The organism is Streptomonospora arabica (genome assembly GCF_039531585.1).
Classification (GTDB): Bacteria; Actinomycetota; Actinomycetes; order Streptosporangiales; family Streptosporangiaceae; genus Streptomonospora; species Streptomonospora halophila.
In genome coordinates this window covers 1-24,512 of the sequence record NZ_BAAAQI010000023.1, presented here as the reverse complement: position 1 = coordinate 24,512, position 24,512 = coordinate 1, and the positions used below count along the sequence as shown (strand labels likewise).

Here is a 24,512-nt window from a genome sequence, read left to right as displayed (position 1 = left end):
AGAGAGCGCTCTCTCGCCCGCCGGGGATGTGCCCTGCGACAGATGCGGGGTACGGGGGTGCCTAGAACGGGGTCAGGGAGACCTCGAAGGACGCCGGGGCGTGGTCCTGGATGTAGGACGCGAAGCCCGAGACGTCGTCGAACGCGAACCCGTAGGCGCGCCCGTCCTCGGTGGCCTCGTGGAACACGGCCGCGTACTTGTTGTGGATGTCGTTGTTGTAGAAGGCCGACGCCTCGGCCACCGGGTGATCGGCGGTGTTGAGCAGCGTCGCCCGGTTGAACGCCGCACCCAGGATCGCCGCGACCGGCCCGGTGATGCCGTCGTTGGGGGCGACCAGGGCACCGTCGCAGAAGAACACGTCGCGGGTGGAGGGCTTGGCGATGGGCGCCACGCCGCCGTCAAACGCCAGCTGCCCCGACCCGTTAACCCGGCCGGTGAACGTGCCGGCGTTGGTGGTCACCTTCAGGTCGGTGCCGCTGTAGCGGGACCACACCTGCTCGATGTAGGGGTCGAAGTAGTCGGCGGCGAAGCGGCCGGAGTCGATGCCGTGCCCGGGCGCGATCACCCGGCGGCGGTCACCGACCACGAGCGGGGAGTAGTCGGGGTCGTTGAGCATGGCGTCGAAGACCATGTCGCGCCCGCCGGGCTTGAGCCGCCCGGTGGACTGCTCCTGCTCCCCGCTGAGCGCGATGGCCAGCGGGACGCTGAACTGGTCCACCATCGAGGTGTTGCAGTACATGCCGGAGTCGTCGTGGGTGAACTCCACCGTGTCGTGCAGGACGCCGAAGCTGGGGTCGGACTTCACCCATCCCGCCGGGTACTGCAGGGCGGGGTTGCCGTTGCCGTCCTCGACGACCTTGAAGCGCAGCTTGTCCTCCAGCGCGAGGTAGATGCGCCCGGACATGAACGGCAGGGTCAGTCCGCCGGCCTCGCTCAGCGGGATGGCGTAGTCGGTGTAGCCGCCGTCGGTGTTGTCGGAGAGCCGGACCGGGGCGAAGGTGCCGTCTGCCTTGACCCGGCCCTGCTTGCCCGTGGCGGTGTCGGTGCCCACGATGTAGAGGCGCACGGCGCTGTCGGGGTAGCCGCTTTCGTTGGTGAAGGACACCGGCAGCGCGCCGGCCGAGGCGGCCTTGTCGCCGGCGGTCAGCTTGGCGCCGCCGGTCGATGCGCCGCAGGCGGCCGAGCCGAGTATCGGAGCGGCCAGGGCGGCCCCTCCGGCGCCGCGCAGGAACGAGCGTCGGTCGAACATGTGGTTTCCCTTCTTGCGGGGTTGGGCGGGCGGGCGCCGCGCATGAGCGGGCAGGCGCGGCGGCCGTCCGCACGGGGGTGCGGCCGTGTCCGGTCCGGCGTTTCGGGGCCGGACCGGCGGCCGCGCGAAGCGGGCTCTCGACGAGCCCGCGGCACCTCGGGGTGCGCCGGCCCGGTCTAGGATCCCGGCGCGGTCGGCGGTCCCGGGTGCGGTCGGGGGGCGCGGCCGGCGGGGCGGCGGCCGCGTGCCGGAGCGGCCGCGGAGGCGGGCGGCGCCGGTGGGCCCGGCGAAGCGGGCGCGCGGGGGCGGGGCTGGGGGCTGTCCATCTCGTCTTCCTCGGGGCAGGGAGTCAGCAAGATGCTCGGATTCTGTTCAGGTGTGTGGGGGCACGGCGAAGGCGCCTGTCGCCGGGATGGCCCCGCGGAGGCGGCCGAGCCCGGGCCGACCCGCTCGACCACCGCGGATGGGCCCTCTCGGACCGCCGACCGACCGCCACCAGGAGGACCGCGGGGGTTTTCCAGGCCAACGGGCGCCTGTGCGCTGCACCTGAACGCTGTTTTGTGTGTGAACGGTTGGTTTCGGTCGGTTATGACCCCCGATGCTAGAGAGCCGACGACCACGACGCAAGGAACCCAGGTGACAGGGGCACTCCCCCGATCATCGTGCCCCTCGCGCCACACCGATCCGGCGGGCTGCCGGAGCGGCGGGGGGCGGCGCCGGAGCCCGGACGGCGTCGGACTCGTCGCGCGCCGTCCCCTGACCCCCTGATCCCCTGTCCCCTGTCCCTGTCCGGGAGCGTCCTCAGGCCTCGCTGAAGATCCTCCGGTAGGCGCCGGGTGTGGTGCCGAGATGCGTCTTGAAACGGCGGCGCAGATTGACCGCCGAAACGAGTCCGACCCGGGCGGCGACGGCGTCGACCGGCAGGTCGGTCTGCTCCAGCAGGACCCGTGCCGCGTCGAGGCGCCGGCCGAGCAGCCACTGTCCCGGGCTGGTCCCGAGCTGTTCGGTGAAACGCCGGGCGAGCGTCCGGCTGGACAGCCCGGCGCGTTCGGCGAGGCGGTCGAGTGTCAGCCGGGCGTCGATCCGGGAGGCGGCCCACTCCAGCAGCGGCGCCAGCGACGCGTCCGCACCGGCCCGTGCGGGCTGCTCCGGCGGTGCGGCGTACTGGAGTTGGCTGCCCTCCCGGTGCGGCGGCAGGACCATGTTCCGGGCGATCTGGGCGGCATACGCCGCGCCGTGGTCGCACCGGACGAGGTGCAGGCACAGGTCGATGCCCGCGCCGGTTCCGGCGCTGGTCGCCACGTCGCCGTGGTCCACGTAGAGCACGTCCGAATCGACCTGCACCTCGGGGTAGGCGGCGGCGAATTGGGCGGCGCGGCGCCAGTGGGTCGTGGCGCGGCGGCCGTCGAGCAGTCCGGCCTGAGCGAGGACGAACGCCCCCGTGCAGATTGCGGCGATCCTCGCTCCGCGCCGGTGGGCCGCACGCAGAGCCCCGGCGACGGTGTGCGGCACGGGTGCACCGGGGGGCTGCCGCCCGGGGACGATCACGGTGTCCGCCTCCAGCAGGGCCGCCGGCCCCGCGTCGACGAGCATCGCGTAGCCCGCGGTGGTCTGCACGGGGCCGGGCCGCTCGGCGCAGACCCGGAAGCTGTAGCGGGCCAGCGCGTCCTGGTGGGCGGTGCCGAAGACCTCGGCGGCGCAGGCGAGCTCGAAGGGCGACTGAGGGGCGGTGACCAGGGCCACCACCCGATGGAGGCTCATGGCCATAATGTACCCCTGGGTGTCTTTCCAGACTCTCGGCGGGAAGGCCGGCCACCGGTCACAGTGGTCCCATGAGTGCAACCCCGGAAACGCGAGTGCTGAGGACCGCCGTCCAGGTCGGCGGCGAATCGGCCAGCTACCTGACCGTGGAGCGGGACGGCCCGGTCGTGCTGCTGCTGCACGGCACGTATTGGAGCCGGGTCTGGCTTCCGGTGCTGGGCCGCCTCGCGCAGGCGGGCCTGCGGCCCGTCGCGGTCGATCTTCCCGGGCTGGGGCGTTCGGGAGGCGAGCTCACCCTGGAGACGGCCGCGGTCCCGGCCCTCGCGGAGTGGGTCGCGCGGTTCACCGCCGCGCTCAAGGTCTCCGGGCCCGTCGCCGTGGCCGGTCACGACATCGGCGGCGGCGTCGCCCAGCATCTCCTCGCCCGCGGTCGGCTGGAGGTGTCCCGGCTGGCACTGGTCGACTCGGTCACCTACGACTCCTGGCCGGTACCCAGCGTGGCCCGGTTCCGCGACCCGGAGGCCGCCGCGGCGACCACCGCCGACGAGTTCCTCGCCGCACGCCGGCGTGTGGTGGCGGCGGCGCTGGCCGGGGCCGCCACCGAAGAGCGGATCGCCGACTATCTGGCTCCCTGGAGCGCCGCCCGCGTCCGCCGCTCCTGGATGGCCATGGCGGGCGCGGCCGACAGCCGCTACACCCGCGACCTCGTTCCCGCGCTGCGGCGATCCGCGACGCCCAAGCTGCTGGTCTGGGGCGAGGACGACGGCTTCCAGAAGGTGGAGTACGCCGAGCGGTTCGCCTCGGAGATCCCGCAGACCACGCTGGTGCGCGTCCCCCGAGCGGGCCACATCCCCATGGAGAACGCGCCCGGCCGGGTCGCCCGCACCCTTGCCGACTTCTTCACGGCGTAGCGGCACCGGCGGCGACGGCAGAAGGGGGGACCCGACCACGGCCGGATCCCCCCTTTGAGCTGCTATTGCGCAGTCAATCCGCTAGGGCGGACGCTGCATCGATCGCAACGTCGCCTGTTCGCCTGTTCGCCTGGTCCTAGCTGCAGCCGCTGGTGGAGCCGCAGCCCTCGCAGACATAGCAGCTGCCGGACGGCCGCATCTTGGTGCCGCAGGTGACGCACAGCGGGGCGTCGGCCACGAAGCCCTGGCTGCGCTCGACCAGCTCGGTGGTCGTATGCGGCTCGTCGCGCTCCTCCGCCGCTGCGGAGGAGCCGGGACGCTCGTCCTCCTCGGCCGCGCGCTCGGCCGGGGTCAGCGGTGCGGACTGGGCGTAGGACTCGACCTGGGCCGCGACCTGGGCGGGGTCCTCGCCGTTGGCCATGGCGCGGCGCTCCTCCGCCGAGAGGACGCCCAGGGCGGCCCGCTCGTCGTAGGGCAGGTGGTCCAGCGCCAGGCGGCGGAAGATGTAGTCGACGACCGACTGCGCCATGCGGATGTCGGGGTCGTCGGTCATCCCCGCCGGGTCGAAGCGCATGTTGGTGAACTTGTCGACGTAGGTCTCCAGCGGAACGCCGTACTGCAGCGCGATCGAGATGGCGATGGAGAAGGCGTCCATGACGCCGGCGAGCGTGGAGCCCTGCTTGCCGAGCTTCATGAAGACCTCGCCGAGGCCGTCGTCGGGGTAGGAGCCCGCGGTGATGTAGCCCTCGGCGCCGCCGACGGAGAAGGACACGGTCTCACTCGGCCGCTTCTTGGGCAGCCGGCGCCGCACCGGGCGGTTGACCTCGATGACCTCCGGCTCGGGCTTGTCCCGGGCCTTGCTCTCGGTGGAGGCGGTGGACAGCGGCTGGCCCACCTTGCAGTTGTCGCGGTAGACCGCCAGCGCCTTGAGGCCCAGCTTCCAGCCCTGGAAGTAGATGTGCTCGAAGTCCTCGACGGTGGCCTCCTCGGGCACGTTCACCGTCTTGGAGATCGCGCCGGAGAGGAACGGCTGCACCGCGGCCATCATCTCCACGTGGCCCATGGGCTGGATGTAGCGCTTGCCCATGGCGCAGTCGAAGACCTCGTAGTGCTCGGGGCGCAGTCCGGGAGCGTCGACGACGTGGCCGTGCTCGGCGATGTACTCGACGATCGCCTCGACCTGCTCCTCCTGGTAGCCGAGGTTGCGCAGCGCCCGCGGGATGGCCTGGTTGACGATCTGCATCGACCCGCCGCCGACCAGCTTCTTGTACTTGACCAGCGAGAAGTCCGGCTCGATGCCGGTGGTGTCGCAGTCCATCATGAAGCCGATGGTGCCGGTGGGGGCGAGCAGGCTGGCCTGGGCGTTGCGCCAGCCGTTCTTCTCGCCGGTCTTGAGGCACTGCTGCCAGGCCGTGGTGGCCGCGGCGGAGACGGCGCGGTCCATCGCGCCCACGGTGCGCAGGTCGTCGTTGGCGGCGGCGTGCTTGCGCATGACCCGCTTGTGGGCGTCGGCGTTCTTGGCGTAGCCCTCGTAGGGGCCCACCACCCCGGCCAGCTCGGCGCTGCGCTTGTAGGCGGTGCCGGTCATCAGCGAGGTGATGGCGCCGGCCACGGCGCGGCCGCCGTCGGAGTCGTAGGCGTGGCCGGTGGCCATCAGCAGGGCGCCGAGGTTGGCGTAGCCGATGCCCAGCTGCCGGAAGGCCCGCGTCGTCTCACCGATCTTCTCGGTCGGGAAGTCGGCGAAGGTGATGGAGATGTCCATCGCCGTGATGACCAGCTCGGTGAGCTTGACGAAGGGGGCGATGTCGAAGCTGTCGTCCTCGTCGAGGAACTTCAGCAGGTTGATCGAGGCCAGGTTGCACGACGAGTTGTCCAGGTGGACGTACTCCGAGCAGGGGTTGCTCGCGGTGATGCGCCCGCTCTCGGGCGCGGTGTGCCAGTCGTTGATGGTGTCGTCGTACTGCAGCCCCGGGTCGGCGCACTCCCAGGCGGCCTTGGCCATGCTCGCGAACAGGCGCTTGGCGTCCACGGTGGCCAGGACCTCGCCGGTGGTGCGGGAGGTCAGCCCGAAGTCGGAGCCGGACTCCACGGCCCGCATGAAGGAGTCGGAGATCCGCACCGAGTTGTTGGCGTTCTGGTACTGGACGCTGAACATGTCGGCGCCGCCGAGGTCGACGTCGAACCCGGCGTCGCGCAGAGCGCGGATCTTGTGCTCCTCGCGCGCCTTGGTCTCGACGAACTCCTCGATGTCGGGGTGGTCGACGTCGAGCACGACCATCTTGGCGGCGCGGCGGGTGGCGCCGCCGGACTTGATGGTCCCGGCCGAGGCGTCGGCGCCGCGCATGAACGACACCGGGCCCGAGGCGGTGCCGCCCGAGGTCAGCAGCTCCTGGCTGGAGCGGATGCGCGAGAGGTTCACGCCCGCGCCGGAGCCGCCCTTGAAGATGATCCCCTCTTCCTTGTACCAGTCCAGGATCGACTCCATGGTGTCGTCCACGGAGAGGATGAAACACGCGCTGACCTGCTGCTTCGAGGCGGTTCCGACGTTGAACCAGACCGGGGAGTTGAAGCTGAAGTACTGGTTGACAAGAGCGTGCTTGAGCTCGTGGTCGAAGATCTCGGCGTCCTCGTCGCTGGCGAAGTAGCCGGCGGCCCTGCCGGTCTCGGTGTAGGTGCCGGCCACGCGGTCCACGAGCTGCTTGAGGCTCCACTCGCGCTCGGGCGTGCCCAGCGCGCCGCGGAAGTACTTGCTGGCGACGATCTGGGTCGCGTTCATCGACCAGGACGCGGGGAACTCCACGCCGCGCTGCTCGAAGTTGACCGAACCGTCGCGCCAATTGGTCATGACGACGTCTCGGCGCTCCCACTCGACCGCGTCGTAGGGGTGGACGCCGGGCCGGGTGAAGATGCGCTCCATCTTCAGTCCCTTGCGGCGGTCCTTCCCCTTGCGGGCCGGCCCGCTAGCGGTCTCAGTCATCTCGCTCCCCCTGCTCCTCGTCGCGTACCCGGTTCAGGCACCCATCCGCCCGGCCGGATGCGGTGCATCGTGCTCGCCTCGGCCGTTCTCCGCGGCCCAGTCCTGGTCAGCCCAACTCCTCTTTTCCGTCCTCGGCCGGCTGCTCCCGTTCCGGCCCGCTGCGCTCGCGCCCCGCACGCAGCAACTCGATCTCCTTCTCGAAGTCCGCCAGCGACTCGAAGCCGCGGTAGACGGACGCGAAGTGCAGGTAGGTCACCTCGTCGAGCTCGCGCAGCGGGCCCAGTATCGCCAGCCCGATCTCGTGTGCGGGCACCTCGGCCACGCCCTGGGAGCGGATCTCCTCCTCGACCCGCTGACCCAGCTGGGCCAGCTCGTCCTCGGTGACCGGCCGACCCTGGCAGGCCCGCCGCACACCCGCGACGATCTTGCTCCGCGAGAACGGCTCGGTCACACCCGAGCGCTTGGCCACCATCAGCAGGACCGTCTCCTGCGTGGTGAAGCGGCGCTCGCACTGCGGGCAGGACCGCCGCCGCCGGATGGCCGAGCCGTCCTCGGTGGAACGGCTGTCGATCACCCGGGAGTCCGGATTGCGGCAGAACGGACAATGCACGCCGACGCGCCTCCCCCGACTCGGCTGGCTCCTCCCGGCCCCGGACCGCCGCGGTGGCGCGGCCCGCTGTCGCGGGACGCGCCTCCGGCGGGCGCTCCGGTGGTCGGCCCCCGTTCGCAGACCGCCTGCGCGACAAGCGATCCACGAGGATCAGGTACCTACTAAAGCACAATTTCTAGGCTGCTTGTTCCAAGACGAGCACTAGATGTTGTGGTTAACCTACGACCGCCCTACCCACTACGCAAGTCCCTGAAGCGGGTGGCGTGCGAGTGCTGCAGGTCATCGTGCGCAAACCACCTGGCGTGGCCGGATGGGCCCTGTACGTACCCGTACGCGCGGCCGCTCGCGTGTGCACATGCCCACAGCCGCGCCCGGCGCGCCGCGGGTGCGGCGACGGCGGCGCCGGCAAGCCCCGGAGCCTGTCGCGGGGGGCGCACAGCTGCCGCTCGGGCCGGTCGGGCGCGGGGATCAGTTCGGCGCCGGTCGAACGGGTGGCCCGGGCGACCGGTCGGGCGAGTGAGACGGCCACCGCGGCGGCGGCCGGTGGACACCCTACTCGCCCTGCGCGCCCCCGGCCCCGCCCGACACCGATCCGGACCGAGCGGCCCCGGCGCCCGGGCCCCTCAGGTGGTCTCGCGGGGGCGCCAGTTGCGGCCGCGCCCCGCCTTGCGGACCTTGCGGGGCGAGCGCCGCGTGTCGGCGTCCTCGTCGCCGCCCGCACTCTCCTCGGCGTCCGGTGGCGCCTCCTCCGGAGAGGGCGACTGTGCCGTCTCGGAGGAGGACTGCGTCGCCTCCGGGGGCCGGGACGGTGCGGGGGCCGCCCCGGGAGCGGCGGCGCCCGCACCGGTGCCGGTGCCAGGCGAGTCCGGGGCCGCCGCCCCCTCGGACGCGGCGGCCCCGGACTCGGGTCCGTCTCCGCCGGACCCGTCGCCGCGTTCAGCGGGACCGAGCCGCGCCGACCGCATGCGCCGGACACGCGCCGCGCGGGCGGTGGCGTCCCGCCTCCGGTCTCCGTCCTCGCCGGCGGTCGGGGCCGTGGCCGTGTCCGACTCCCCGGCGCGCCCGTCCGCCGGTGCGGTCTCCCCGTCCGCCTCGGCCGGCGCGGCGCCCGAAGGCCGGGCGTCGCCGGCCTCGCCGCCGGAGCGCTCCGCCGCCCGTCGACCGAGCGCGCCGGCGGCGGGAGTGGCGGACTCTTCGGAAGTCCTCAGGTGCTCCTGCCGGGATGCGCCGGACTCTTTCGAGCCGCCGTCGGCAGGGGTGCGCTCCCGGGCGGTGCCGCCGCGTCTGCGGAGCGGGCTCGCGGGCCCCGCGGCGGGCGCATTCCGCAGCGGCAGGGGCGATACAGGCCCCGCCGGCGCGCTCTCGGATTCCCGGTCGGCGGTCGGGACCGCCACGTCCGGACCACCGGTGCCGTCCGCCTCCTCGGCGTCCTCCGCCGACGCGGCGAGGCCCGCACCCGGGGCGGGCTCAGCGCTCACCGGCCTCTCAGCGGCGGCCGACCGCGCCGCTTCCCGCCTCCGCGAGGCAGCCGCCTCCTCCACGCCCGTTATCGGCGTGCTGCCCTCTGGTCCGCCGACGGCCGAGGCGGACGAGCCGGCATCCGACCCTCCGGTAGCCGAGACGGCCTCCCCGGCGGCGGGCCGCGGCGCCGGACGCGCCGGCCCGCCGGCGGCGGACGGCGCCGCCTCCTCTTTCTCCGTCTCCTGTTCCTTCGACGCCTGCGTCTCGGGCGTGAGCGCGGCGGCGAACCCGCTGGGGTCGAACGCGCTCTCGGTGCCTGCGCCCGCATCCTGCGGGCCGCGCTTCCGGTCCCGCGCGGCGCGCAGCCTCCCGGCCTTGGCGGAGCGGGCGGGGGCGGCCGCGGCAGCGAACGGATCGGACCCCGCGGACTCTGCAGATTCCGCGGACCCGGCCTGCCCGGCCGAAGCGGCGGCCGCGTCCGAATGCGCGGTCTGGGAGGCAGGCGGCGCCGCGGCGGAGCGCGGCCCCGCCTCGTCGGTGGCGCGGGAGCGGAGCCCCGCCGCCTCCTGCGCGTGTGCCGTCCCATCGCTCCCGTCGGCCATGGCGCCCTCGCCGGGCTTCCGCGCCGTCCCGCTCGCGGCGGCGGACGCCGAGGACCGGGCGGCGCGCGGCCCCGCGGGCCGGGCGTGCCGGTGGGCGCGGACCGCGGCGACGACCTCGCTCTGGCTCGCCCCGGGCCACGAGGCGTGGTGGAGCGTGTTCAGCGGCGGACTGGTCTCGGTGATGAGGCCGTCCTCGGCGATCTCGCAGCTGCCGCCCAGCGGCCAGCGCCCGATCACCACCGCCGTGACCCCGCGCCGCTGCCCGTGCAGCAGCAGACCGGACAGCGCCGCCTCGTGCTCCGGGTCGCTGGTGGTGACGAGTACCAGGGGGCGGCCCTCCGCGGGGCGCTCCGGGTCGTCGGCGCGCTCGTGCAGCTCGCGCTGGAGCGCCTCCAGCGCCTCCTCCGCGGACTCCACGATCCGCACCGGCTCGCAGGGGTGCGCGGTGAGCACACCGTACGCCTCGGGGCCGAGCAGCCGCACGGCCTGGGAGGCGGTCATCAGGATCTCGGCGGGGCGCTCCGCCGCGTCGCCGAGGGCGTTGACGACCAGGCGCCGGGCCGCCGCCCGCGCCCCGGGGCCGGTGATGCCGATCCCCGGCACGTGGTCGAGTTCGACCGTCACCCGGGTGTCGATGCCGGGTTCGGGTCCGGGACGGCCCGGCACCGCAGGCAGGGCGGGCCGCTCGGGATCGCGCCGCGCCCAGCGGGGCAGCGACAGCCGCATCGCGGGCATGCGGACGCCGCCGCGCCCCAGTACGTAGCCGCCCGCGATGCCGGCGAGGGCCAGCGCCGACGCGGAGGCGGCGTCGGGGACCTCCAGCATCACGACCGGCCCGCCGTCCCCGCCGGCGGGTTCTCCGGCTGAGGCGGCGCCGCCCGCGTCGTCGGGCTCGGCGTCCGCGCCGGCACCCCGGGCGCCGACGGCGGCCGCGGCCGCGCTCCCCGCTTCCGAGCCGCCGCCCGCAGCCTCGGCGGCCTGCTCGTCCTGCTCGGCCCGGTCGGCCTGCTCGCCCCGGCTCTCCGCCGCTCCGGTGGACGCCTCCGACGCCGCACCGTGGCCACCGGACTGCCCGGCGGCCACGGTGTAGACGATCTCGATCCGGCGCTGCGCCCGGTCGTCGCCCGAGCGCGGGTCTTGGGAGCCCGCACCCGCGGTCTCGATCTCGGGAGCGTCCTCGCCCAGCTCGCCGCGCAGGTACTCGGCGGCGCTGTCCGCCCGATCCCTGGACAGGGCGAGGTTGACGTCGTCGGGCCCGGTCGCGTCGGTGTGGCCGACGATGCGGACCGTGGTGCCCTCGCCGCCGAAGTCGCGGACGAGACCGGCCACACCGGAGAGGTCGTCGCGCATCGGCCCGGTGAGCTCCGCCGACCCGAAGGCGAAACCGGCGACGGTGCGGGAGCGCTCGACCGCCGATCCCGGGTCGGCGACCGGTGTCTGGGGCGCGCCGCCGCCGTCCGGGCCGGTGTCCTCGGGCCGGCCCGCGCCGCCGTCGTCCTCCTGGCCGGCGTCGGTCTGGTCGACCTGCACCGTGTCGGCCAGCGCCCCGGCGGGGGCCGCGACGGTGGCACCGAGCGCGGTGGCGGCGAGCACCTGCAGCGGGCCCAGCGGCCTGAACCGCAGCCCGCCGCCGCGCGCCCGGGCCGCGGCCTCCGCCACGAGGGCCGCCGCGTACAGCCCCCACACCGCCCACAGCGCGCTCATCAGCACCGCCGTGGTCACGCCGGGCGGAACCGCGAGGCTGCGCAGGTGGACCGACGCGCTCTGCCAGGTGAGGTCGAGCTGGGGCCAGGACAGCTCCCACAGCAGTAGGTAGGGAAGTCCGATCAGGACGGCCGACGCGAGCAGCAGCGCGCACAGCCGACGGAAGGTGCCCATGGTCGCCTCCACGGATCGCTACGGGGCGGGGGATTGGCTGTAGGGGCGTGCGCTCGCGGTGGCTTCCAGCGTCGCCGAGCCGAGGGGCAGGAGCGCGAAGTCGTAGGGGACGGAGCAGGTCACCGTCACCGTGTCGCCCTCGACGGTGACGGTCCCCACCGCGCCGGCGTCGGCGAGGAAGGTGCGGGCGGCGGCCCCGGCGGCGACGGGGTCGAGGTCCACCTCCTGTGCGCCGGAGCGGTACTCCTCCCAGTCGATCTGCTGGACTCCGGCCCGCGCGGCCTCCTGGGCGAGCAACTGCGCCCGGCCGTGGGCGTGCAGCGCACCGCCGCCGTCGAGGACCAGTCCCAGGCACATCAGGAACGCCGCGGTCATCACCACCACGAACGCGGTCGCCTGGCCCTCCTCCGAGCGCGCCTCCCCCGCCCGGAACCCCCTGAGGCCCCCGAGGCCGCAGCGGGCGCTCCGGGCGCTCCGGGCGCTCACGGACGCCCCCGGAAGGTGTCCACGACGACCGTGGACTCCCCCTCGACGGTGTGGCTTCCGGGCACGTCCAGGCCGGAGAGGTCGCCGAGGTCCACGCGGCACGCCAGCACCGCGGTCACGGCGCCGCCGGCGGACAGCCCGCCGTGCTCCAGCCGGAGGTCGTAGTCCGAGCACGCCATGCCCTGGCTGTCGAGGGCGGAGGCCGCGACCGAGGCGGCGGCCGCCTCGGCCCGGTCGGGGGTGCGCTCCAGCGAGGCGGCGCGGGCGGCCGAGTGCGCGACTTCGTCGGCGGTGGCCTCGGCGCGGGTGACCCGTCCGGCGAGGATCATCAGCAGCGCGAACAGCAGCAGCAGCGGCGTGAGGACGGTCAGTTCGAGGGCCATCGATCCCCGTTGGGAGTCGCGCCGCCTCACGGTGGGCCTCCTTCGGTCGCGGGCGCGCCGCCCTGCCCGCCCTGACCGCCCGGGGCCGCGCCCTCCGGTCCGACGAAGCGTTCGGCGGGCCCGGTCAGCTCGTGGCGGACGGGCCAGGTCATGCCGGGGATGAGCGAGGGGACCTCGGCGGCGACGATCACCCGCACGTTCTCCGGCCCGCGTTCGACCACGACGCTGCGGTGGGTGAGCAGCGTCCCGCCGAGGCTGTCGGCCGCCGCCTCGGCCTGCGCCTGGGCGCCGTCGCCCTCGACGGCGCGGGCGGCCTCCAGGCCGCGGCGGGCGACGGTGGCCGCGACGTGGTCGGCGTGCGCCCAGACCGCCGCCTGGACCACGAGCAGGACCAGCACCAGCATCAGCGGTGTGGCCACGGCCAGTTCGACGCTGCCGCGGTCGTCGCCGCGGCCGGTGTGCGGGCCCACGGTCAGTCCAGCGTTATCGAAGCGGCCTTGTCGGTCACCACGGTCGTGATGGTGGTCACCACGCCGAGGGCCATCACCGCCAGCAGCGCGATCACGATGACGGTCTCGGTGGAGTAGCCGGCATCGCCGCGGCCGCGCCAGCCGCGGTCGCGGAGCAGTCGGCGCAGGTGGTTCATCGGGGCTCCTCAGCGGGTCCGGAGTGTGGCGCCGCGGCGTCACAGGGCGGTCAGGATGTGCGATAGGGCCGGATAGCCCAGCAGGATCAGGAATCCGGCGAAGAGCAGCACGACGGGCAGGCTCATCCGCTCGGTCGCGGACTGGGCCTCGGCGTCGAGCTCGGCGAGGAACTGGGTGCGCAGCGTCTTGGCCTTGGCCGCGAGCGAGCCCCGCACCCGGGCGCCGTCCGCGCCGGCGAGCTGGAGGCTGGCGGCGAGCTCGGCGAACTCGTGCGTGTCGTAGTGCTCGGCCAGGTCGCGCAGCGCCGACCAGGCGGGGATGCGCCGCAGCGCGGCCACGCGAAGGGCCTCGCGGATGCGGCCGACGGCCCAGCCGCCCCCGGCGGAGGCGGCGTCGGTGAGCGCGCCGTTGACCCCGGCACCGCCGGCCAGGGACACGACGACGAGGTCGGCGAAGCCCGCCAAGGCGTGGCGCATCTGCTCGCGGCGCTTGCGGGCCTCGTCGCGTAGGGAGAGGTCGGGCGCGAACCAGGCGACGGCGGCGAACACGGCCCAGGCCACCAGCCCCCACATCGTTCCGGCGTCGCCTCCGACCAGGCCGATCGGCACCGCCGCGAGCGGCGGCCCGGCCACGCCCAGCACCAGGCCCGTCGCCTTCTCGGCCAGGTAGGCGGAGGTGTCGCGCTCGCACACCGCCAGATCGCGGCGGACGCGCTCGCCCGGCAGGCCCAGCGCCGCGATCGCGGGGGCCCCGACGGCCCCGACTCGGGCGAGGGGGCCCTGGGCGGTGCTGCGGGCGCGGACCGTGCTCTGCTCGCGCGGCGGCGGGTCGGCCAGGCGCTCGCTCAGCGTGGGGCGGGAGAATCGGGTGGCCAGCAGGAGCCACAGGCCCAGGCCGACGGCGGTTCCGCCGATCACGGCCAGCAGCAGGGTGGGACCGTTCATGCGGTGACCTCCGCCGATTCGCCGGACGGTGCCGCGGACGCGCTGGGCGCGAGGACCCGCGGGTTCTGCCGGGGCCGGGACAGCCGGACCATCCAGGTCAGGGCCGCGGCCCAGATGGCGCCGGTCCCGGCGAGGACGGCCTGCCCGGTCAGCGTGCCGAAGGGCGCGAGATAGTCGGGGCTGAACAGCAGCAGGACGGCGGCCGTGCCGAGCGTGACGGCGATGATCATGCGGATGGAGGTGCGCACCCGCGCGCGGTTCGCCGCCACGCGCACCAGCATCGCGGCCTGCTCGCGGGCCGCCTCGGACAGCGAGCCCAGCAGGACGCCGAGGTCGGTGGCGTGGCGGGAGGCGGCCGTGGTCAGCGCCGCGGCCACCAGGTCGGCGATGGGGTTGTCGACCTCCGCCGCGAAGTCCCCGAGCGCCGCCTGCGGTGACCGCCCCTGGCGCAGCGCCTCGGCGAGCCGGGCGACCTCGCCGCGGACGGGATCGGGGGCGATGGGCACGGTCGAGGCGATGGCCTGGTGCAGCCCGGAGGCGCCGGCCATCAGGTCGCGCAGCATCTCCGTCCAGGCCGCGACGGCTTCGACGCCGGACACGTGGTCGGCGTAGTGGCGGTCGGGCCCCAGCACCCCGGGCAGCCACCAGGCCCCCAGCGCGGCCAGCACACCGGCGACGGGCCAGCCCGTGAGCACCCAGACCAGCACGCCCGCCGCCACCGCGGCGGCCAGTAGCAGGGGGCGCCCGCTCAGCAGGAGCCCGCGCACCGAGGGGCCGCCGCGGCGCGGTGAGCGCGGCACCGAGAAGAAGGCGGCGAGCGCGATCCACAGGCCGGCTCCGGCCAGTGCCCAGCAGACGGCTGCGAGGGCGGCGCCGGCCGCTCCCCCGCTCATGCGACCCACCCGCCGACGCCCATGCCCTCGCCCAGCAGTGCGGCGTCGAACCCGGCTTGGGCGAGCGCGTCGGCCGTGGTGGGGCTCGGCGGCGCGGCCGGAAGCGGCGTACCGTCCCGGTCGCGGCGCAGGATCTCGTTGGAGACGACCTGCTGCCCCTCGCAGCCCACGACCTCGCGGACGCTGGTGACGATGCGGCCCCCGGTGGGCAGCGCCGAGACGTGCACGACCAGGTGGACGGCCGCGGCCACCAGCGAGGCGGTGGCCTCCAGCGGCAGGCGCTCGGCCGACTGGGCGGCGTAGGCGCCGAGCTTGGTGAAGGCCCCCGCGGAGTCGGCGGCGTGCAGGGTGGTGAGGCTGCCGTCGTTGCCCTGGCTCATCGCGTTGAGCAGCGGGACGGTCTCCTGGCCGCGCGTCTCGCCGACGATGACGCGGTCGGGCGACATGCGCAGCGCCGCCCGCACCAGGTCGGCGATGGTGATCTCGCCGGCGCCCTCGACGTTGGCGGGGCGCGCCTGCAGCGCGACGCAGTCGGGGTGGGCCCCGACGTCGCGGTCCAGGCCCAGTTCGAAGACGTCCTCGATGGTGACCAGGCGCTCGGTGCGGGGGATCTCCGCGGCCAGCGCGCGCACCAGCGTGGTCTTGCCCGCGCCGGTGCCGCCGGTGACCACCATGTTCCGGCGGGAGCGCACGGCCGCCCCCAGCAGCGCCTCGGTGAGCGGGTCCAGGGTGCCCAGTTCGCTCAGGCGGCGCAACGTGGTGGTGGTGTGGCGGTGGCGGCGGATGGAGACGGCGGGTACGCGGGCGACGTCCATGATGGCGTTCAGCCGCTCGCCGCCGGGCAGCGGCATGTCCAGGATGGGCGCGCCGGGGTCGAAGCGCCGCTCTCCCGTCTCGGACTCCGCGGCGATGCGCCGCACCAGCGCGACCAGCTCGTCGGGGCTGGCGAACAGCGGAGGGCGGCGCTCGCGGGTGCCGTCGGCGTAGCGCACCCACACCTGGGTGCCGTTGCAGTTGACGTTCTCGATCGAGGGGTCGTCCAGCAGCGGCTGGAGCGGTCCCATGCCGCAGACCTGGGCGAGCGCGCGGCCGGCGATGACCTCCTCGGTGGCCGAGTCGAGCACGGCGCGGCCCTGGGAGAGCGCGGTGCGGGCGGCCTCGTCGAGGATCTGGGCGATGACGCGCTCGGCGTGGCGGCGGTAGTCCTCCGCACCCGCCTCCTCGCCGCTGAGCAGGTCGCTGAGGCGCCGCCCCGCCTCGGTCGTCACCCAGGCGGTCCAGGCGTCCTCGCGTTCGGCGCGGTCGGGGTCGGCGAAGCGGTCGAAGCGCCCGCTGTGCGGGGAGAGGTCGGTTTCGCTCACTTGGCCCTCCGGTGGCTCACGGCTGCGTGTCCGGTCCGCGGTCGCCGCGGGTGGCGTAGGGCTGCGCACGCGGCTGCGGGGGTGCCGGTTCCGCCTCCGGGTGCGCGGCCGCAGGCGCGGCCTGCCGGGGCTCGACGACGGTGCGGGCCAGCGCGAGCGCGGCCTTGAACAGCGGGCGGCGCCCGGGGCGCCGGACCGGGGTCTCGCCGCGCAGGAACGCGGCGCTGCGGGCGTCGGCGGGGATGCGCCCGCTCCACACCGGGAGGCCGAGGACCGAGGCGATCTCGTCGGTCGTTCCGGAACCGCCGGCGACCACGACCCGCAGCCGCGCGACGGTGTCGGCCAGGCCGGCCGCGGACTGCTTGGCGCGCCGCAGTTGGGCGAGGTCGTCGGAGACGACGAGCAGCGCCTCGCCTGCGTGGGCGGCCAGGTGTGCGGTGGGCGTGCGCGGGGCGAGGCGGCCCAGGTCGACGACCAGGGCGGGCCGCCCGCCGTCCGCCGGTTCGCCGGCCAGCGCCGGGTTGTTGGTGGCCAGCAGCTGGACGGCGCCCTGGGCGGCGTCGGCCGATGCGGGGCCGGCGCACACCGGCAGGCCGCCGGGCAGCGCCTGGGTGTGGTCGAGGGGGTCGGCCGCCCGGTGGCGGGTCGCCGCGGCGAGGTCGGTGACGCCGGGCGAGGGGTGCAGCCGGTGCCAGGCGGCGACGTCGCCGCCCGAGGCGTCGGCCTCGACGAGCACCGCGCCGGCGGGCTCGGGCCAGACCGCGGCGAGGGCCGCGGCGGTCACGGTGACCCCGGGCGCCCCGGCCAGCGAGAAGAGCGCGACGGTGCGGCTCATCAGCCCTGCCCCCTCGGCCGGACCTGCACGACGGCGGCCTGGTCGGTGGACGCCGCGGCCGAGACCTGGGCGGCGGCCGCGGCGTCGACGACGAGTTCGACGGAGGCCGACCCGTCGGTCTCGGACAGCTCCACGGACTGGACGCGGGCGGGGTAGGCGGTGACCCCCGCGTCGGCGGAGGCGGCGCCCCCGCCCGCCGCCGAGCCGCCCGCTGTCTCGGACCCGGACGCCCCGGAGCCGCCGGAGGCGGGCGGGCCGGAGGAGTCGTCGACCAGGACCACCGAGACCGAGGCGCCCTGCTCCAGCGATGCGGGGAAGCGGCCGGGCGGCAGGACCGCGCCGACGACGGCCTTCCCCTCGGCCGGGTAGTCCGCGCCCGGGCCCAGCGCCGAGGAGGGGAGGACCCCGCCCTCGAGGACGGGGACGGTCAGCGTGCTGCCGACCGCCTCCTGCAGCCGGTCCTCGCCGACGACCGAGACTCCGCTGGTCACCGAGATGCGCGCGACCTCCAGGTCCGCGGCGCTGAGCACGTGGCCGGCGGCGAGGTCGCCCCCGGCCACCAGCACCGCCTGGCGTTCGTCCATCCGGTCGACGGCGACGACGCCGGCGAGGGCGCCGGCGGTCATGATGGCCAGGCCCAGGCCCAGCCAGCGCCATCTCCGGGGGCCGGTGCCCAGCAGGCGCACCTGGGGCGGTGCGGTTGCGGGGCGCGGCTCGGCCGCGGGACGCGCGCCGGTCGTCGTGCTCACCGTGTCCTCCTCGTCGTGGGCACGCCCCGCGGCGGCGCCGCGGGGAGTGCGCGGGTCCGCGCACCGGCGCGGGGTCTCACGCCCCGCTCCCGGTCACCAGGCCCTGGGACTCCTGCACCGCGATCTCGACCTGCGACGTGGTCGTCACGGTGTCGAGTTCGCCGGTGTCGCCGTTGGACATCTCCCAGGTGATGTCCCAGCTGATCTCCGCGGTGACGGTATAGGTGCCGGAGGGCTCGGCCGCCGAGGAGCGGGTGTAGAGGTGGCCGCAGTCGGGTGAGGCCTCGTCTGCGGCGTGCACCGCGGGGTCGAAGGCGGTTCCGGGGCCCTCGCAGGTGACCTGCGTGCCGTCACCCATGCTCCATCGGGTGGCGCGGGGGGTGGCGGTCAGCTGGAGCGCCAGTCCGGGCACGTCGGCCTGGGCGGTGGCGGGCCGCCACTCCTCCTCGTCGATCCACAGCCACACCGGGGTCTTGACGAGGACCAGGGCGTGGGGGGACGGGGAGGAGGAGATCTCGGGTCTCGGCAGCCGGAAGGAGTCCAGGGACTCCACGAGCGCCGCCATGGGGTCCGCGGTCTGCTCGCCGCCCTCGTCGCCGCCCTGGCTGTAGTCGACGGACTCCCAGTCGATCGCGTCCCAGTCGACCGCGTCCCAATCCACGGCGTCCCAGTCCACCGCGTCCCAGTCGGTGCCGCCCGCGCCCTGCCCGCCGGAGGCCTCCGGTGCCGCGGGCCGCCCGCCGCCGTCGCCCGGGGCGGCGGCGTCGCGCTGCAGCCAGCGCAGCATGATGTCGCAGCCGGCGCCGCCGTCGGTGCCGCACTCGACGGTGCTGAGGAACGAGTCGCCGTCACCGGGGGCGGCGCGCGCCGGGGCCGAGGCCGCCAACAGCACCACGGCGGTGGCGAGAGAGACGGTTCCTGTTGCTTTCAGCATGTTCCCGGCTCCCATATCCGCATTTCACTGACACGCCAGACGAGCCCGTCGTGCACCAGTCCGGCCTCCACCTTGCGCGGCCCCGCGGCCGTGGCGGGGCCCGCGCCCAGGTTCCAGCCGGAGTCGTCCAGGCAGTCGGTGACGCTGGCGCGGTCCTTGCTCTCGATCTCCACCTCGGGGTCGAGCACCGGCTCCCCGGTGACCTCGGTTCCGTCGGCCCCGGCCAGCGCCTCGCTGAGCAGCAGGAGGGCGGCGCCGGTGGCGTAGCGGTCGAGCTCGCCGGTGTCACCGCCGCCCTGGTGGGAGGCTGCCGCGGCCTCTTCCCACATCGCGGTGTAGGCGTCCAGCGCCGCCTGCTCCCGGTCGGTGGCGGGGGGAGCGGCGGAGGCCCCGGGCGAGGCGGAGGCCCCGCTGCCGGTGGAGGCGCCGGGACCGGCGGCGCATCCCGCCGCCAGCAGGACGGAGGCCGCGCAGCCGACGACCGCCCGGAGGATGTCCGCGGTCCCGGGACGGCTGCGTCCGGACGCCGGAAGCACAACCGCGGCGCGGGTCGTTGGCTGCATTCGTTCCCATCCCAGGAGTTCCGTCGGCGGCCTCCACCGGAGGGCCCGGGGGCCGTTCCGCCGAACGGCGCGGCGGAAGGAGGGCGGGCCGCGCTCGCCGACCGTGGGGCGGGCGCGGGGGGCCGTCGCTCGGGCATCCGGTCGTCGGCCACCGCGCCGCGGAGCGGGCGTGTGTGGTGTTGCCTTTGGTATCCCTTGGCTTTGCGTAACTTTATAGAAGGAGTTTGTGGCAAACAAGTTCTAAGCAACTGAACGCCACACCAAGGCAACTTAAATCACACACACCTCCACCCGTCCACGGGGCGGGAATGGGCCCGTGCGGCGCGAAGGCCGGCGGAATCGCATCCCGCACCGGCATCGGGCGGCGCTTCCACCGCCGCCCGACCGAGCGGGCGGGCGGCCCCGGGGCGCGCTCCGCCCCGCCGCGCGCGGCGGGCGCGCGGCGGGGCGGAGCCGGAGGCGGGACCGGGAGGGGGGAGGTCCCGCCTCCGGCACCCGGCCGCGAGGCGGCCGGGCGTGTCAGGGTTCGATCGTCACCTTGATGGCGCTGCCGGACGCGACCGTCTCGATCGCCTTGGGCACCTCCGCCAGCGGCAGCCGCTCGGTGATCAGGTCGGCCACCGGCACCGCGCCCGAGGCGACCAGGTCCAGGGCGCGCGCGTTGTGCGCAGGGCTGGAGCCGTTCGCTCCCACGATCGACAGCTCGCGGTAGTGCACCGCGTTGGAGTCCAGCGGGATCACCGGATCGTCCTTGGGCAGCCCGCCGAAGAAGCTGATGCGCCCGCGGCGGGCCGCCATCCGCACCGCGTCCTGTTGGGCGCGGCCCGACGCCGCAGCGGTGATCACCACGTCCGCGCCCCGGCCGCCGGTCAGGCGCAGCACCTCCTCGACCGGGTCGGTGTCGACGCCCGCGATCGCCGCATCCGGCGAGACGGCCGCGGCCGACATGTCCAGCCGCGCACGGTTCAGCTCGACCAGGAGCACCTGCGCCGCGCCCCGGGCCCGGGCCATGCGCACGTGCATGCACCCGATCGGCCCGGCACCCGTGACCACGACCGTGTCGCCCTCGCCCACGCCCGCGATCTCCTGGCCGTTGAGCACGCACGCCAGCGGTTCGGCGACGGACGCCTCCGCGAACCCGACGCCCTCGGGGATCCGGTTCACCCCGTCGACGGCCAGGACCTTCGCGGGCACCACCAGGTACTCGGCGAACCCGCCGTCGTAGTGGTAGCCCATCGACTCCTGGTCGGGGCAGATCGTCTGCCACCCGCGCCGGCAGTAGGCGCACTCACCGCACGGGATGGCGGCGATCACCTGCACCCGGTCGCCCGGACGCCATCCGGCGACGCCCGATCCCGCCTCCACGACCTCCCCGGCGATCTCGTGCCCGATCACCCGCGGCGGCACGATGTGGTGGTGGCCGTGCCGGTGGATCTTCACGTCGGTGCCGCAGGTGGAGCAGTTGCGGACTCGGATCTTGAGCTCGCCCGGACCGGCCTGCGGTTCGGGCGCCTCCTCCAGGCGGATATCGCCGGGGGCGTAGAAGCGGGCGACCAACATGGCTGCCTTCTCTCTGCTCGTGCTGTGGTCTTCGGCCGGACTTTCCGGGGCGCGGGGCGCGTGCGGCCCGGCTTAGGGCGGGGGCTCGGCGCCGACCGGGGCCAGCAGCTCCACGACGGTCGCCGCGTCCTCCGCCCCGCGCAGCCGCTCCGCCTTCGCCGGGTCCGACAGGACGCGCGCCAGCGCGGCGAGGACGCCCGTGTGCTCGTCGCCGTGCGCGGCGATGCCGATCCCGATCACGGCGCGGTTGCCGGCGCCCCAGTCCACGCCCTGCGGGAACTGGACGAACGCCAGCGCGGTTCGCTCGACCAGCGTCCGCGCCGCGTCGGTGCCGTGCGGGATGGCCACGCCCTCGCCGATGTAGGTCGAGACCGACCGCTCGCGCTCGTGCATGGCCGGGAGGTAGGCGGGATGCACCGCACCGAGGCGCAGCAGCAGCCGACCGCACAGGTCCACCGCCTCGGCCCTGTCCCGGGCGGTGCGGCCCAGCCACACCGCCTCGGGGCCGATCCGCAGCTCAGTCGTCAATGATCTCGCCGGCCCTGACGGCCTGCTCCACGCGGGCGAACGCCGGGTCGCCCATGAACATCTGGAAGCCCACGACGACGGTTCCGGGCCGGGTGGAGCGGGCCCGCGACACCAGGCTGGAGTGGCACAGCACCAGGTCGGCGTCCGCTGGGATCCGGTCCACGGAGGCGTGCTCCACGGTCACCCCGTGCGGCGACAGGGAACTCGACATCTGCGAGGTGAGGAGGACGCTGCTGCCCATGCCGGCGTCGCAGGCGACGACGACCTTCTTGATGTCGGCTCCGTTGATGCTGCTCATGACTGTGCCTCCGCGTTGGTGTGCTGGGCCTTCTCCTTGTTGCGCTCCGGACGGCCGAAGCCGAGCAGCAGGGAGGCGACGACGAACGAAACGACGGTCGCCGCGGCCACGCCCGCGAGCACGGACAGGTGGCCGCCGCGGGGTGTGACCGCCATCAGGGCGATGATGCTGCCCGGCGACGGCGTCGAGACGGTGCCCGCACCCAGCAGCATGAAGGTCGTCACGCCGGTGATTCCGCCCGCGATCGCGGCCAGGATCAGCTTGGGCTGGGCCAGGATGTAGGGGAAGTAGATCTCGTGGATGCCGCCCAGGAACTGGATCACGATCGCGCCGGGGGCGGTGGAGCGGCTGACCTTGGGGCCGAAGAACATGCAGGCGAGCAGGACGCCCAGGCCCGGACCGGGGTTGGTCTCGATCAGGAACTCGATGGCCTGGCCCGTCTCGGACACCCGGGCGGCGCCCAGTGGCGCGAAGACGCCGTGGTTGATGGCGTTGTTCAGGAACAGCACCTTGGCGGGTTCGACGATGATCGAGACCAGCGGGAGGAGCTGGATGTCGATCAGCGCCTGCACGCCCGCGCCCAGGGCGTTGGTGATCCCCTGGACGACCGGGCCGATGGCGTAGAGGCCGAGGATCGCCGTCGCGCCGCCGAGGATGCCCGCGCTGAAGTTGTTGTAGAGCATCGTGAAGCCGGCGTGGATGCGCGGGAGGGCGACCTTGTCGACCAGCTTCATCAGATAGGCGGCGAGCGGGCCGATGATCATGGCGCCCAGGAACATCGGCACCTCGGAGCCGACCACCACGCCGATGGTGGCGACCGCGCCGACGACGGCGCCGCGCTGCTCGTAGACCAGGCGGCCGCCGGTGTAGCCGATCAGCAGGGGCAGCAGTGTGCCGATCATCGGGTCGACGAGCTGGGCGAGGGTCTCGTTCGGGAACCAGCCGTCGGGGATGAACAGGGCGGTGATGAGGCCCCAGGCGATGAAGGCGCCGATGTTGGGCATCACCATGCCCGACAGGTAGCCGCCGAAGCGCTGGACGGCGGCGCGGGTCGACTCGAACCGGCTGGGGGACTGCTTCGGGGCGTTGCTCGCGGTCGGTTGGGGTTGGGTCATGGGGGAGATCACCTGGCTGCGTGTCGGGGCGGCCCGGGAGCCAACGGCCCGGGGCCCGCGGGGGGAGTCGGGGGCAGTCACCGCCGCGGCGGGGGCGCCGTCGGCGGGCCGGCCGACCCGGGGCCGCGGCCGCCGGCGACGGCGCGCGGCGGGCCCTTCGGCCCGGGCCGGCTCTGGGGTGAACGCGGAGCCGGATGGACGGGCGGCAGGCGCCAGGGGAGGGCGGCGCCTGCCGCGGTGGGTGGATCACACCACGACGACTCGGGGACCGAACGCGGCGAGCTCGTCGGCCAGCCCGTCGGCCAGCCCGGAGTCGGTGATGATGCAGTCCACCTGGTCGAGGGTGGAAAAGCGGGCGAAGTGGTCGTTGCCCACCTTCGTGTGGTCGGCGAGCAGGACGACGCGGCGTGCAGAGCGGATCATCGCCCGCTTGACCTGTGCTTCGGCGGTATCGGGTGTGGTGAGCCCGTGTTCGGCCGAAACACCGTTGGTGGCCATGAAGGCGACGTCGACGAAGGTCTCCTCCAGCGCCTGGAGCGCCCAGCTCTCGACGGTGGCCTGGGTGCGGGGGCGGAGCCGGCCGCCCAGCAGCATCAGGTTGGTGTGGGAGCGCGGGGTCAGCATCAGCGCGATGGAGACCGAGTTGGTGACCACGGTGAGCTCGGCGGGGAGCTGCTCGGCGAGCCGGCCGGTCGTGGTGCCCGCGTCGAGGAGGATCGCCCCTTCGGCCGGCACCTCTTCCAGAGCCCGCTTGGCGATGCGCTCCTTCTCCGGGGTCATGACGGAGTCGCGCTGCGCCAGTGTCGGCTCGAATCCCAGCCGCTCGACGGGGATCGCGCCGCCGTGCACTCTCCGCAGCACGCCGTGGCGTTCGAGGGCGGTCAGGTCGCGCCGCACCGTCTCGTAGGTGACGTCGAAGTCGGAGGCGAGCCGCGCGACGTCGACGCGACCGTCCTTACGGGCGCGTTCCATGATGCTGCGCTGGCGCTCTTCGGCGTACATGTGACATCACCTGCGTTTCGGTGTGGCTTTACGTGATGTTAGTGAGATCCCGCGAGGCGTTTCAAGAGCGACCGCGGATTGCGCGCGAATTTCCCGAAATGCGGCGTTACCGGTGCCGTTTCCGCCGACGGCCGGGGCGAGCCGGCGGCCACCGGAGTCCGCGAATGGGTCCGGTCATCCCCTGTCCGGCCCACCCGCCGACCGCGGCGCGGCACCGCCCGGTACCGGCCCGAGGAGCGCCGCCCAACCGCTGCGGCGGCGCCGAGAAGGCGGCAACGCGAGCGACAACGCGAGCGGGGCCGACGGTACCGGCCTGAGCGGCGACGCCCCCGCGACGTCGCCGTGACCTGACTCTCTGCACCCCGAATGCTGCGGGGAGGGGGCGGCCGGGTCGCACGGCCGGCACGACGATTTCCACAGCGTTAACCCGCGCTTCGCCGCCCGCCGCCACTCCTGTTTCCTGCCGAATGTTTGTTTGGGTGCGATTCCCACACGAATCGACGTCTGCGGTATCGGCGAGGAGCTGAGGCGAACCCCAATGCCCCCTTTCGCCCATGACAGCGCGCAATGGGTCCGCGACACCGCCAAATGGGTCCTCGGCATCGAAATCCCCGAGACCGACCCCGCCAAACTCCGCGCCCTCGCCGCAACCCACGACGGCCTCATCACCGCCCTCAACGAACTCCGCGACACCATCGACAACACCCGCCGCAAAGCCCGCGCCAACTTCTCCGGAACCGCCGCCGAATACTACAGCGAAGCCAT

At 74.5% G+C, this 24,512-nt stretch carries 23 protein-coding genes; 2 read left to right on the top strand and 21 right to left on the bottom strand.

Translation table 11 applies throughout. From position 1 onward, the window contains the following. Window positions 1-61: 61 nt before the first annotated feature. On the bottom strand, window positions 62-1,249 hold the full coding sequence (locus ABD284_RS23755; protein WP_344147937.1) for a beta-1,3-glucanase family protein: 1,188 nt from the start codon (window positions 1,247-1,249) through the stop codon (window positions 62-64). An 801-nt stretch (window positions 1,250-2,050) separates the two neighbouring features. Next, entirely contained in the window at window positions 2,051-3,010 is a 960-nt protein-coding gene (locus tag ABD284_RS23750; protein WP_344147934.1) for a GlxA family transcriptional regulator, read from the bottom strand. A gap of 71 nt (window positions 3,011-3,081) precedes the next feature. Here ABD284_RS23750 and ABD284_RS23745 point away from each other — a divergent pair, with 71 nt between their 5' ends. Beyond that, window positions 3,082-3,921, top strand: coding sequence for an alpha/beta fold hydrolase (locus tag ABD284_RS23745; RefSeq protein ID WP_344147931.1), 840 nt, complete (start codon window positions 3,082-3,084; stop codon window positions 3,919-3,921). Window positions 3,922-4,057: 136 nt separating this feature from the next. On the opposite strand, the gene ABD284_RS23740 is transcribed toward ABD284_RS23745, so the two are convergent. From ABD284_RS23740 to ABD284_RS23650, 19 genes are all read right to left on the bottom strand, one after another. Continuing rightward, window positions 4,058-6,898, bottom strand: a complete 2,841-nt coding sequence (locus tag ABD284_RS23740) for a vitamin B12-dependent ribonucleotide reductase (RefSeq protein ID WP_344147928.1) — start codon at window positions 6,896-6,898, stop codon at window positions 4,058-4,060. A gap of 106 nt (window positions 6,899-7,004) precedes the next feature. After that, window positions 7,005-7,508, bottom strand: coding sequence for a transcriptional regulator NrdR (gene nrdR / locus ABD284_RS23735; protein ID WP_344147925.1), 504 nt, complete (start codon window positions 7,506-7,508; stop codon window positions 7,005-7,007). 623 nt (window positions 7,509-8,131) lie between these two features. After that, window positions 8,132-11,449, bottom strand: coding sequence for an OmpA family protein (locus ABD284_RS23730; protein ID WP_344147923.1), 3,318 nt, complete (start codon window positions 11,447-11,449; stop codon window positions 8,132-8,134). A gap of 18 nt (window positions 11,450-11,467) precedes the next feature. Further along, complete coding sequence (locus ABD284_RS23725) at window positions 11,468-11,935, bottom strand: pilus assembly protein TadG-related protein (RefSeq protein ID WP_344147921.1); 468 nt, start codon at window positions 11,933-11,935, stop codon at window positions 11,468-11,470. Further along, window positions 11,932-12,348 (bottom strand): TadE/TadG family type IV pilus assembly protein, encoded by a 417-nt coding sequence (locus ABD284_RS23720; protein WP_344147918.1) that lies wholly within the window; start codon window positions 12,346-12,348, stop codon window positions 11,932-11,934. The genes ABD284_RS23725 and ABD284_RS23720 overlap by 4 nt, the downstream gene beginning before the upstream one ends. Further along, window positions 12,345-12,788: a TadE/TadG family type IV pilus assembly protein gene (locus ABD284_RS23715; protein WP_344147916.1), complete on the bottom strand. Its 444-nt coding sequence runs from the start codon at window positions 12,786-12,788 to the stop codon at window positions 12,345-12,347. The genes ABD284_RS23720 and ABD284_RS23715 overlap by 4 nt, the downstream gene beginning before the upstream one ends. A 2-nt stretch (window positions 12,789-12,790) precedes the next feature. Further along, entirely contained in the window at window positions 12,791-12,964 is a 174-nt protein-coding gene (locus ABD284_RS23710; RefSeq protein ID WP_344147914.1) for a hypothetical protein, read from the bottom strand. 39 nt (window positions 12,965-13,003) lie between these two features. Then, on the bottom strand, window positions 13,004-13,909 hold the full coding sequence (locus ABD284_RS23705) for a type II secretion system F family protein (RefSeq protein ID WP_344147912.1): 906 nt from the start codon (window positions 13,907-13,909) through the stop codon (window positions 13,004-13,006). Continuing rightward, window positions 13,906-14,802, bottom strand: a complete 897-nt coding sequence (locus tag ABD284_RS23700; protein ID WP_344147909.1) for a type II secretion system F family protein — start codon at window positions 14,800-14,802, stop codon at window positions 13,906-13,908. The genes ABD284_RS23705 and ABD284_RS23700 overlap by 4 nt, the downstream gene beginning before the upstream one ends. Beyond that, window positions 14,799-16,163: a TadA family conjugal transfer-associated ATPase gene (locus ABD284_RS23695; RefSeq protein ID WP_386699751.1), complete on the bottom strand. Its 1,365-nt coding sequence runs from the start codon at window positions 16,161-16,163 to the stop codon at window positions 14,799-14,801. Before ABD284_RS23695 ends, ABD284_RS23700 begins: the two co-directional genes overlap by 4 nt. 16 nt (window positions 16,164-16,179) lie before the next feature. Continuing rightward, window positions 16,180-16,998 (bottom strand): CpaE/TadZ family protein, encoded by an 819-nt coding sequence (locus ABD284_RS23690; RefSeq protein WP_344147906.1) that lies wholly within the window; start codon window positions 16,996-16,998, stop codon window positions 16,180-16,182. Continuing rightward, on the bottom strand, window positions 16,998-17,747 hold the full coding sequence (locus ABD284_RS23685; protein ID WP_344147903.1) for an SAF domain-containing protein: 750 nt from the start codon (window positions 17,745-17,747) through the stop codon (window positions 16,998-17,000). Before ABD284_RS23685 ends, ABD284_RS23690 begins: the two co-directional genes overlap by 1 nt. A gap of 76 nt (window positions 17,748-17,823) precedes the next feature. Next, window positions 17,824-18,681 (bottom strand): hypothetical protein, encoded by an 858-nt coding sequence (locus ABD284_RS23680; protein ID WP_344147900.1) that lies wholly within the window; start codon window positions 18,679-18,681, stop codon window positions 17,824-17,826. Beyond that, window positions 18,675-19,244, bottom strand: coding sequence for a hypothetical protein (locus ABD284_RS23675; protein WP_344147897.1), 570 nt, complete (start codon window positions 19,242-19,244; stop codon window positions 18,675-18,677). Before ABD284_RS23675 ends, ABD284_RS23680 begins: the two co-directional genes overlap by 7 nt. Before the next feature lie 519 nt (window positions 19,245-19,763). Beyond that, window positions 19,764-20,804 carry a zinc-dependent dehydrogenase gene (locus ABD284_RS23670; RefSeq protein WP_344147894.1) on the bottom strand — a complete coding sequence of 347 codons (1,041 nt, stop codon included), beginning with the start codon at window positions 20,802-20,804 and terminating at the stop codon, window positions 19,764-19,766. Between the two features lie 72 nt (window positions 20,805-20,876). Next, window positions 20,877-21,332, bottom strand: coding sequence for a PTS mannitol transporter subunit IIA (locus ABD284_RS23665; protein ID WP_344147891.1), 456 nt, complete (start codon window positions 21,330-21,332; stop codon window positions 20,877-20,879). Continuing rightward, entirely contained in the window at window positions 21,322-21,630 is a 309-nt protein-coding gene (locus ABD284_RS23660; RefSeq protein ID WP_344147889.1) for a PTS sugar transporter subunit IIBC family protein, read from the bottom strand. The genes ABD284_RS23665 and ABD284_RS23660 overlap by 11 nt, the downstream gene beginning before the upstream one ends. Next, window positions 21,627-22,745: a mannitol-specific PTS transporter subunit IIC gene (mtlA, locus tag ABD284_RS23655; protein WP_344147886.1), complete on the bottom strand. Its 1,119-nt coding sequence runs from the start codon at window positions 22,743-22,745 to the stop codon at window positions 21,627-21,629. Before mtlA ends, ABD284_RS23660 begins: the two co-directional genes overlap by 4 nt. A gap of 246 nt (window positions 22,746-22,991) precedes the next feature. Continuing rightward, window positions 22,992-23,747 (bottom strand): DeoR/GlpR family DNA-binding transcription regulator, encoded by a 756-nt coding sequence (locus ABD284_RS23650; RefSeq protein ID WP_344147883.1) that lies wholly within the window; start codon window positions 23,745-23,747, stop codon window positions 22,992-22,994. 538 nt (window positions 23,748-24,285) lie between these two features. On the opposite strand from ABD284_RS23650, the gene ABD284_RS23645 reads away from it, so the two are divergent. Further along, on the top strand, window positions 24,286-24,512 hold a 227-nt coding region (locus ABD284_RS23645), incomplete at its 3' end, for a hypothetical protein (protein ID WP_344147880.1).

Coding starts and splice junctions, on each gene's coding strand:
- ABD284_RS23755 (WP_344147937.1), bottom strand. CDS start 1,249: ATGTTCGACCGACGCTCGTTCCTGCGCGGCGCCGGAGGGGCCGCCCTG.
- ABD284_RS23750 (WP_344147934.1), bottom strand. CDS start 3,010: ATGAGCCTCCATCGGGTGGTGGCCCTGGTCACCGCCCCTCAGTCGCCC.
- ABD284_RS23745 (WP_344147931.1), top strand. CDS start 3,082: ATGAGTGCAACCCCGGAAACGCGAGTGCTGAGGACCGCCGTCCAGGTC.
- ABD284_RS23740 (WP_344147928.1), bottom strand. CDS start 6,898: ATGACTGAGACCGCTAGCGGGCCGGCCCGCAAGGGGAAGGACCGCCGC.
- ABD284_RS23730 (WP_344147923.1), bottom strand. CDS start 11,449: ATGGGCACCTTCCGTCGGCTGTGCGCGCTGCTGCTCGCGTCGGCCGTC.
- ABD284_RS23710 (WP_344147914.1), bottom strand. CDS start 12,964: ATGAACCACCTGCGCCGACTGCTCCGCGACCGCGGCTGGCGCGGCCGC.
- ABD284_RS23705 (WP_344147912.1), bottom strand. CDS start 13,909: ATGAACGGTCCCACCCTGCTGCTGGCCGTGATCGGCGGAACCGCCGTC.
- ABD284_RS23700 (WP_344147909.1), bottom strand. CDS start 14,802: ATGAGCGGGGGAGCGGCCGGCGCCGCCCTCGCAGCCGTCTGCTGGGCA.
- ABD284_RS23690 (WP_344147906.1), bottom strand. CDS start 16,998: ATGAGCCGCACCGTCGCGCTCTTCTCGCTGGCCGGGGCGCCCGGGGTC.
- ABD284_RS23680 (WP_344147900.1), bottom strand. CDS start 18,681: ATGCTGAAAGCAACAGGAACCGTCTCTCTCGCCACCGCCGTGGTGCTG.
- ABD284_RS23675 (WP_344147897.1), bottom strand. CDS start 19,244: ATGCAGCCAACGACCCGCGCCGCGGTTGTGCTTCCGGCGTCCGGACGC.
- ABD284_RS23670 (WP_344147894.1), bottom strand. CDS start 20,804: ATGTTGGTCGCCCGCTTCTACGCCCCCGGCGATATCCGCCTGGAGGAG.
- ABD284_RS23660 (WP_344147889.1), bottom strand. CDS start 21,630: ATGAGCAGCATCAACGGAGCCGACATCAAGAAGGTCGTCGTCGCCTGC.
- mtlA (WP_344147886.1), bottom strand. CDS start 22,745: ATGACCCAACCCCAACCGACCGCGAGCAACGCCCCGAAGCAGTCCCCC.
- ABD284_RS23650 (WP_344147883.1), bottom strand. CDS start 23,747: ATGTACGCCGAAGAGCGCCAGCGCAGCATCATGGAACGCGCCCGTAAG.